The organism is Synechococcus sp. R55.2 (assembly GCF_047462075.1).
In the GTDB taxonomy this organism is placed as follows: domain Bacteria; phylum Cyanobacteriota; class Cyanobacteriia; order Thermostichales; family Thermostichaceae; genus Thermostichus.
The window spans coordinates 20,401-28,018 of sequence record NZ_JANSIH010000161.1 but is presented as its reverse complement, the minus strand read 5'-3'; the positions used below and the strand labels follow the sequence as shown (position 1 = coordinate 28,018).

Annotated in this window: 8 protein-coding genes; 3 read left to right on the top strand and 5 right to left on the bottom strand. The window is 59.8% G+C overall.

The features are described 5' to 3' along the window. Window positions 1-118: 118 nt before the first annotated feature. On the bottom strand, window positions 119-463 hold the full coding sequence (locus NW838_RS05805; RefSeq protein WP_414331953.1) for a DUF4168 domain-containing protein: 345 nt from the start codon (window positions 461-463) through the stop codon (window positions 119-121). Between the two features lie 388 nt (window positions 464-851). Between NW838_RS05805 and bchI the strand changes: the two genes are divergently transcribed. After that, entirely contained in the window at window positions 852-1,910 is a 1,059-nt protein-coding gene (gene bchI, locus NW838_RS05800) for a magnesium chelatase ATPase subunit I (RefSeq protein ID WP_011431779.1), read from the top strand. Between the two features lie 3 nt (window positions 1,911-1,913). Here bchI and NW838_RS05795 read toward each other — a convergent pair whose 3' ends face one another. The 3 genes from NW838_RS05795 to NW838_RS05785 form a co-directional block, all read right to left on the bottom strand. Next, the gene (locus tag NW838_RS05795; RefSeq protein WP_414355440.1) at window positions 1,914-2,612 is read right to left on the bottom strand and encodes a cofactor assembly of complex C subunit B; all 699 of its coding nucleotides are present in this window, start codon (window positions 2,610-2,612) and stop codon (window positions 1,914-1,916) included. 105 nt (window positions 2,613-2,717) lie between these two features. Beyond that, a complete protein-coding gene (locus NW838_RS05790) occupies window positions 2,718-3,206 on the bottom strand; it encodes a thermonuclease family protein (protein WP_414355438.1) in 489 nt (162 codons plus the stop codon). 389 nt (window positions 3,207-3,595) lie between these two features. Further along, complete coding sequence (locus NW838_RS05785) at window positions 3,596-4,750, bottom strand: homocysteine biosynthesis protein (RefSeq protein WP_414355436.1); 1,155 nt, start codon at window positions 4,748-4,750, stop codon at window positions 3,596-3,598. A 129-nt stretch (window positions 4,751-4,879) separates the two neighbouring features. On the opposite strand from NW838_RS05785, the gene NW838_RS05780 reads away from it, so the two are divergent. Next, the gene (locus NW838_RS05780; protein ID WP_414427675.1) at window positions 4,880-5,809 is read left to right on the top strand and encodes an ABC transporter permease; all 930 of its coding nucleotides are present in this window, start codon (window positions 4,880-4,882) and stop codon (window positions 5,807-5,809) included. Next, on the top strand, window positions 5,806-6,630 hold the full coding sequence (locus NW838_RS05775; protein WP_414330751.1) for an ABC transporter permease: 825 nt from the start codon (window positions 5,806-5,808) through the stop codon (window positions 6,628-6,630). The genes NW838_RS05780 and NW838_RS05775 overlap by 4 nt, the downstream gene beginning before the upstream one ends. Here the strand turns inward: NW838_RS05775 and cpdA are convergent. Beyond that, window positions 6,627-7,421: a 3',5'-cyclic-AMP phosphodiesterase gene (cpdA, locus tag NW838_RS05770; RefSeq protein ID WP_011431802.1), complete on the bottom strand. Its 795-nt coding sequence runs from the start codon at window positions 7,419-7,421 to the stop codon at window positions 6,627-6,629. The genes NW838_RS05775 and cpdA overlap by 4 nt on opposite strands. Between the last annotated feature and the right edge of the window lie 197 nt (window positions 7,422-7,618).

Genomic DNA, 7,618 nt, shown 5'->3' with positions numbered 1-7,618 from the left:
TCCTTGGGGCGACTGTAAACTCGCCTGAAATTCCGAAACTTAGCTGTCCTCTGGGGCCGCTAGGGATTGGGATAAAGCCCGCACCCTGCGCATAGCGCGGGTGTCGGGTAGTTTACTTTTATCGGACTGGCGGTTGGGGATCCTCGCTTTGCAGGCGGAGAATTTCGGCCTCAATGCGCTGTTGCAAAGCTTTGCCCTCTTCGGAGCGGATCAAGAGTGTAATGCGGTTGTAGTCAGGCACAGTCATACCGTGGCGAGTGATGATCTCGGTCGCGGTGCGGATGAATTCTCGCCGGATTTGATCTTTGCTGGCTGGGTCGTTTGTGGCTTGGGAGCGCTTTTGGGCCTCTTGCCGGTGGGGCTCCATCTCCAAGACGATACGGGCGTACATTGTTACCTGCTCATCGCTCAACACCACAGAGGTGGTGGGGGTTTGAGCCACGGCCAGAGAGACAGTGAGCACAGGGATCCAAGTGCAAACCCAGATCAAACCCACCAGCCCTTTTTGGACCACGCTTTGGATTGGAAATGCCGTCCACCGTCTCCGACTTGCTTTGCCTGACACCGCTGATGTCTCCCCACCCGCCAACTGTTGCTCAGGTTGCCTAGGGTTTTTGTGAGCTTTCGGCCCCACGCCGGTTCAACACTCTGATGAACCCCGCGGGCTTCGATCCTATCTGCTCCTCTCTGTGAAAGCCCAGGGCGTCGTCCACGCTGACAACTGAGCTTGCTTTTCCATTTGACCGAAAACTGGTCTTTAGGTTCCAGTTCCAGTCCCTTTCCAGCCTATCTGACACCCAGAAGGGAGTGGCCTCTGGGATAATGGGGATGAATTGTCGGTTATTGCCCCTATGCATTTGGAACGTCGCCCGGTTTTCCCGTTTACGGCCATCGTCGGCCAAGAGGAGATGAAATTGGCCTTGCTCCTCAACGTGATCGACCCGCGCATTGGCGGGGTGCTGATCATGGGGGATCGCGGCACGGGCAAATCCACCACCATCCGCGCTTTGGCCGACCTGCTGCCCCAGATCGAGGTGGTGAAAGGGGATCCCTTCAACAGCCACCCGCGGCAGCGGGACTTGATGAGCGATCAAGTGTGGGAACGGCTCCAAGCAGGGGAAACGCTGGAAAGCACTTGGATCCAGGTGCCGATGGTGGATCTGCCCTTGGGGGCAACAGAAGACCGAGTGTGTGGCACTCTCGACATTGAGCGGGCCTTGGCTCAGGGGGTGAAGGCTTTTGAGCCAGGGCTACTAGCCAAGGCCAATCGAGGCATCCTTTACGTGGATGAAGTCAATTTGCTGGATGACCACTTGGTGGATGTGTTGCTGGACGCGGCGGCCTCAGGCTGGAACACCGTGGAACGGGAGGGCATTTCCATTCGTCATCCGGCTCGGTTTGTGCTGGTGGGATCCGGCAACCCGGAAGAGGGGGAATTGCGGCCTCAACTGCTGGATCGCTTTGGCATGTTCGTCCAGATCGAAACGGTGCGAGATGCCGCCCTGCGGGTGCGGATCGTGGAGGAGCGCAGCCAGTTCGACGCCGATCCCCAGGCTTTTTTGGCCAAGTATGCCGATTCCCAGCAGCGCCTGCGGGAGCGCATCGAAAAAGCCCAACATCTTTTGCCCAACGTGGCAGTGGATCCCGATTTGCGCTTGAAGATCTCCGGAGTATGTGCGGCTTTGGAGGTGGATGGGCTGCGCGGAGACATTGTCACCAACCGGGCTGCCAAGGCCCTGGCGGCTTTGGAAGGGCGGAGCGAGGTCACCGTCGCCGATATCCGTCGGGTGATCAGCCTGTGTTTGCGCCACCGCCTGCGCAAGGATCCTCTGGAGACCATCGACTCGGGCTACAAGGTGGAAAAAGCCTTCAGCGAAGTGTTCCAGGTGAGCTTGGAGAGCGCCGCCTAGCCCTCACCCCCCAGCTCCTCTCCCAGGGGGAGAGGGGAGTAGGGTGGCTGCTAGTTTGTCGGCAATGGCGGCAATCCAGGTTTGCTCCTGCCGGCTGAAGCTGCGTGGGGTATCGCTCCCCAAAATCAAGCACCCTCGCTGGCCGATGGGCTGGCACAGCACGGCCTGGGATCCGGGGGGCAACAGGCCATCGAACTCGGCGCGGGCCGGGAACAGCTTGAGATCCACCAAATACACGGGCCGCCCCGTCTGCAAGACCCGCTGTAAAACGCTCTTGGGCTGAATGGAGGGCATCTGGCCGGGGGTGGCTAGGATCCCCCGTTGCAGGAGGGTTCGCCCACCCACCCAGATCACCACGGTGCGGGCGGCGGTGGTGCTGAGCAGGGTATGGGAGGCCCAAGCCAGCTCCAGTTTCTCGCTTTCGGAAAGATCGGGATGCCAATCACAGCCGGGGATCCCCTGCAGGGGGGCCGTTTGGGGTGGAAGAGGCTGGATCTGCTGCCACAGCAGGCCGGTCAGGATCAAAACGGCGCTGAGGAGGATCCCCAAGGCATCTGAACGGGACTGGCTGGTAAGCAATTCCGGCGTAAAGGCCAGTCGATTAATAACCAAAAGGACGCTGCCCAAAAGGCCGGTCACCAGAGGCAGCCGCCTCACCCAGCGATTGGGATCCCTGGGGGCTGGAGTGGGTTCAACCGTCAAGGCAGGCTAGGCATAACCTAGAGGAAGTAACGGGAGAGAAGGGAGAAGCTCTTTCCTCTCTGCTCCCTTGAAGATTAAAGAACTGAAGTTCAGTATAAAGCCAACTCAGAGACGGCTCCAAATGCCAAGGCGCTCCTGCTGGGCTTTTTCTTGTAGGCCACCGTAGTAGCTGTCGTACTTGATGTTGTGGCTGTAGGGGATGATGCGGGCCAGGCCATTGCGCACCAACATGGCGTTCATCTGATGGCCTTCTAACCAGACATAGGCCTCCACCAAGCCCGTAGCATCTACGTTGCGCAGCAACTTATCCCCTTCCAGCTTGACGGTGCGGTAGAGGATGCGCTCCCGCATCAGTTCAATGGCTTGCTGGTAATAGGGGTTTTCTTCCGGGCTGAGACCCTCGATCCCGGCCAACCGGATTAGGCGCATCTTCTGTTCCCCTTCGATTTGCACCACTAGGGTGTCGCCGTTGACCACCCGCACCACAACTGCATCGGGGTAGCGATCGAAGCGGTGGTTGTCGAAGTAGAACGGGGTATCGGGAACGACCCGGGGCTCTCCAAACCCGTGGCCGGGAAGGACGGGTATGGTCATAAGCAATCCCAATGCAGCAGAGCCGAGAGCAATACGCTGGAACATGACCTTATCTCCCACTTTGGACACGGCCCCCTCTCTTTTTCCCGCCGGGGAGTTTCCGGTGGCAACACTTAAAGCGTAATGGTAGCGGCAACTGTCTAGAAAACAACCCCGCCGCAGGTTTGGAAGGGATCCCAGCCGGCAGTAATTCTGCAGATCTGCTGGGGGTTGGGTTGCCCAAGGTTCCCAGGCGACTGCGCCATTTCTGCTGACTTTTCTCCAGTTCCTCCAGCTCTTCCCGCAATTGCCGGGCGGATTTGTCGCTGATGTTTCTCAGCCTTGAATGGGGATTGGGCTGGTCTCTTTCTCTGGAGAGGCTGTTTGGCAGGTGGGAATTCAGGATCCGTCTAGCCGAGGGGATTTTGGGAGAGAAACTCCCGATCCAGGGGCAGGGGAGCGACGGGTTGGGTGAGGGTAAATTGGCCGCTTTCTATCCACTGCTTGAGGATTTCGGCAATTTGTATGGAGCGGCGCAAGCTGGCCAGAGGGGCAGTGCGAACCTTGCGGCCATTGAGGGTGATCTGGCCAGATTTGAGTTGGGCATAGCTCACCAAGCCAAAGGTGGGCCGCACCCGGCGGGGAATGGAAAAGTCAATCACGGGGGCAACCAACTCCTCATCCCGAATGGCAATGGCCTCCAAATCCGCAGGAGCGAGGATGGGAATGGGGATCCCGACCCCCAACATCAAGCTGGGACCGTAGTTGCGGAAGTAGCAGCCCCTCACCCATTCCGCCTGCATTTGCTTGGCATCTCCAATCAGGGCCAGGGTGGCCGCCGGGCCGATGGGAGTTTGGTTGGGCAATCGCTTTTGCAGCGGAAAGTGTTGGGTGCCCTCCCAGGCGACGTAGCCGATGCCGCCTCCCAAAAAGATGCGGCTGCCGATCCCCACCCGGCGCAACAGGGGATCGTTCAACAAGGGGGACAGCTCTCCCGGGTTGGAATAGACGGCATTGCCCAGATGCGGTTCCAACAGACCCAAGTAGGTGTACAAAGGCCGATCCCCGCCGTTCACCCCGACGATGAAGTTTTGGTAGGCATTGCGGGGGTTGAACAGGTAAAACTGGTTGAGCTGATCCCGAGTCAGGGTGGTCTCGTAGTCGGCGCGGGGGTAACAATCGGTCACTTGGCCGATGGCCCGCAAATGGACGCGCTTGCCCGCCACCAGGTCGGCAATGACATGGCCGCCCCCATAGGCTTGATCCGCTTGCTCGCTGGGTTGGGCTGCCCCCAGGTAAAGATCCACCGCGCCAAATCCGGCATAGGCCGGTACCCCGTTCAGCCAAGCTTGGCGAATCTTGATGGGCGGATCCGTATGGCCCAGGTTCACAATGGCTCCTGAAGACTCCATTGGCTCAAAGGTGCCGGTGGTGATCACATCCACCTGCTCAAAGGCTTCCTGGATCCCCAAGGTGGCCAGCTTGGCTTTGGCTTCCAGGGCCGTCCACACCCGCACCTGGCCTTTGGCAATGCGTTGGTTAATCTGGTCTAGGGTTCTCTCCATGGGATGTAAAGATCGCAATGGTTGGTCGCGTTGGCGGTGTGGAGCACTAGGCAGTCTTGATCGCTTGATCGTCGAGGGATCCGCTCCCATCTTGAATTCTCTCGTGAGGCAGCTCTTGGGACTGGCTCAATGAATAGCTTAAATGGACGGGGATCTGGGCCGGTGGGGCTTAAGGGGATCCGGCAGTATGGGCCGCTTTTGCCGGCGTTGGGGTTGGTGGGCCTGCTCTACGGCGGGGGGCTGCTGCTGGCTCTGGCCCAGAGTGTGGGCCTCTACGGCCTGGGCGAGAGGGGGTTTACCCTGCAGGGGTATGGGGAGCTGCTGCGGGATGCGGAAGTCGGGGGATCCCTGTTGCTCAGCCTCAGAATCGCTCTGTTGGCAACGGGGTTGGCGCTGCTTTTGGGGCTGGGGCTGGCGCTGCTGTTGCGGGGGGTGGGGGGGTGGGCCATCTGGCTTGGCCAGTTGACGCTGCCGATTCCTCATTTGGTGGGGGTGGCGGGGATGCTGCTGCTGCTGGGGCCCAGCGGTTGGCTGGCGCGGCTGGCCTTCCAACTGGGCTGGATTGCCTCGGATCAGGATTTTCCCTTGTGGGTGAACGACCGCGGCTATGTGGGGGTGTTGCTCTATTGGCTTTGGAAGGAGATCCCGTTTGCCGCTCTGGTGGCGCTGACGCTGCTGCGCGGGATGGGATCCGAGCTGGAGCAACAGGCTCGGCTGCTGGGGGCTTCTGCCGCCCAGACGTTTTGGTATGTAACGCTGCCCTTGCTGAGGCCGGGGCTGCTGGCCACCGGGATTCTCATCTTCGGCTTTGTCTTCAGCGCCTTTGAGGTTCCCTTGCTCTTAGGGCCCACCTACCCGCGCACCTTGCCCGTTCTGATCTACCAGCGCTTCACCCACATCAACCTGGAGCAGCGGCAGCAGGCGGTGGCGCTGGGGATCATCCTGCTGGCTGTCTCGGCAGCGGTGGTCAGCCTAATCGGAGGGCTGTTTGCAGCCAGAGTATCCTTTCTGCAGCTGCCGTTTGGCTCAGCGGGACGGGGTCCTTGGAGAAAGCCGTGAAAGGACGCAGATGGATTGGGGGATCCCTGCTCCGCCTTGGGGTGGCCGGAGTGGCCCTCCTTTGGGCTTTGCCCTTTGGGGTGCTGGCCCTTTGGGCCTTCACGCGGGCCTGGTATTTTCCCGATGCCCTGCCCCGGGCATGGAGCATAGCCGGTTGGCAGCAACTGCTGAGCTGGGGATCCCAGTTCCGGGCAGCCTTCGGCCAGAGCTTGCAAATTGCCCTGTTTACCACCCTGCTGGCCTTGGGGGTGGGGATCCCGGCAGGGCGAGTTTTGGGCACCCGTCCCGTGCCTGCCTGGCTGCGCCTGCTGCTGCTATTGCCCATCATCACCTCTCCTTTGGCCGTATTGATGGGCATCCAAGGGGTGCTGATTCGCCTGCGGCTGGACAGTACCCTGCTGGCGGTGGTTTTGGTGCATCTGATCCCCACCATTCCCTACATGGCTCTGGTGATGGGCAGTGTGTTCGCCCGTTTCGACCGCGGCTACGAGGCGCAGGCCCGCTGTTTGGGGGCGGATCCCTGGCAAGTGTGGTGGCAGGTGACGTTGCCCCTCATTGCCCCTGGGGCAGCCATTGGGGCGGTATTTGCCTTTTTGATCTCTTGGAACGAATTTTTGCTCACCTTCTTTGTCGGCGGTGGGCGGGTTCTCACGCTGCCAATGCTGCTCTACAGCCTTTTGCAAGGGGGAAACAATACCCTGGTGGCTGCAGTGGCCTTCCTGTCGCTGCTGCCGGGGTGGTTGGCCTTGCTGGGGGCCAGCGTCTGTTTGGGGCAGGCCATCGGGCTACCCCCCACAGAGGTTCAAGAGGGGGAGAGCTAATATCCCTTCAGGGCCAGGTTGGGCCGTTGCAGAGCAGCCCCCACCCGTTGAACCTGAGTTTTGAAGCTGCCATCTCGCTCCAACCATATCTGCCTCAGGGCAGGGGGAATTACCTCCAGGCCAAACTGGGGGCTCTTGGGACGAAATTGCACACAGGTTGAGGGACAAGCCAGGTAATCAACCCCCTCCCGCCGGCGGTGCAGGTCTTGGTGAATATGGCCGAATACAACAAGGCGGATGTGGTCGAACTCGTCCAGAACCCCAAACAACCGCTCCGGCTGCTGCAGGGCGCTTTGATCCAGCCAGGCAGAATCCACCGAAAAAGGGGGATGGTGCAGGGCCAACAAAACATGGTGTTGGGCAGCTTTGCTCCGCTGCAATTCCTGTCTCAGCCACAGCAGCGTGCGCTCCGTCAGGTAGCCGCTATCTTTGCCGGGCACGAGGGAGTTCAACAAAATAAAGCTCCAATTTTCCCGGCTGAAGCTCTTGTCCCCAAATAGCCGCTCGGCATGAAGCTCTTGGTTCATGGTGTGCAGGCGATCGTGGTTGCCCGCCAACCAGTAAGTATCGATGGGGAGAGCCTGCAAATGGGCTCTCAAACGGGCGTAAGATGCCGCACTGCCATCTTGAGAGAGATCTCCGGTAAGCAGCAGCAGATCCGGCAAGGGATCCAAAGCGGCAATGGCCTTTTGCACCTGCAGGAAAGAGGCTTCCGTGTCCACCCCCAGCAGCCGGTGATGGGGCTTGGCAAACAGATGCAGGTCGCTGATCTGAACCACGTATACGGTCATAGAGCAGGCCCAAGAGGGTGGGATCCCATCTCCGCAGGTTCAAAACACTACCGTTCTAGCACCAGATGGCCCGGCTGGAACCCGTAGGTAGGGTCATTTCGATTCAAGCTAGGACACTGCACCCACACCCAAAACGTTGGTCGCGTCTTCGCGTCAGCGTTGCGGAGCAATAATCCCCAGAACCACAAGGCTTTTCT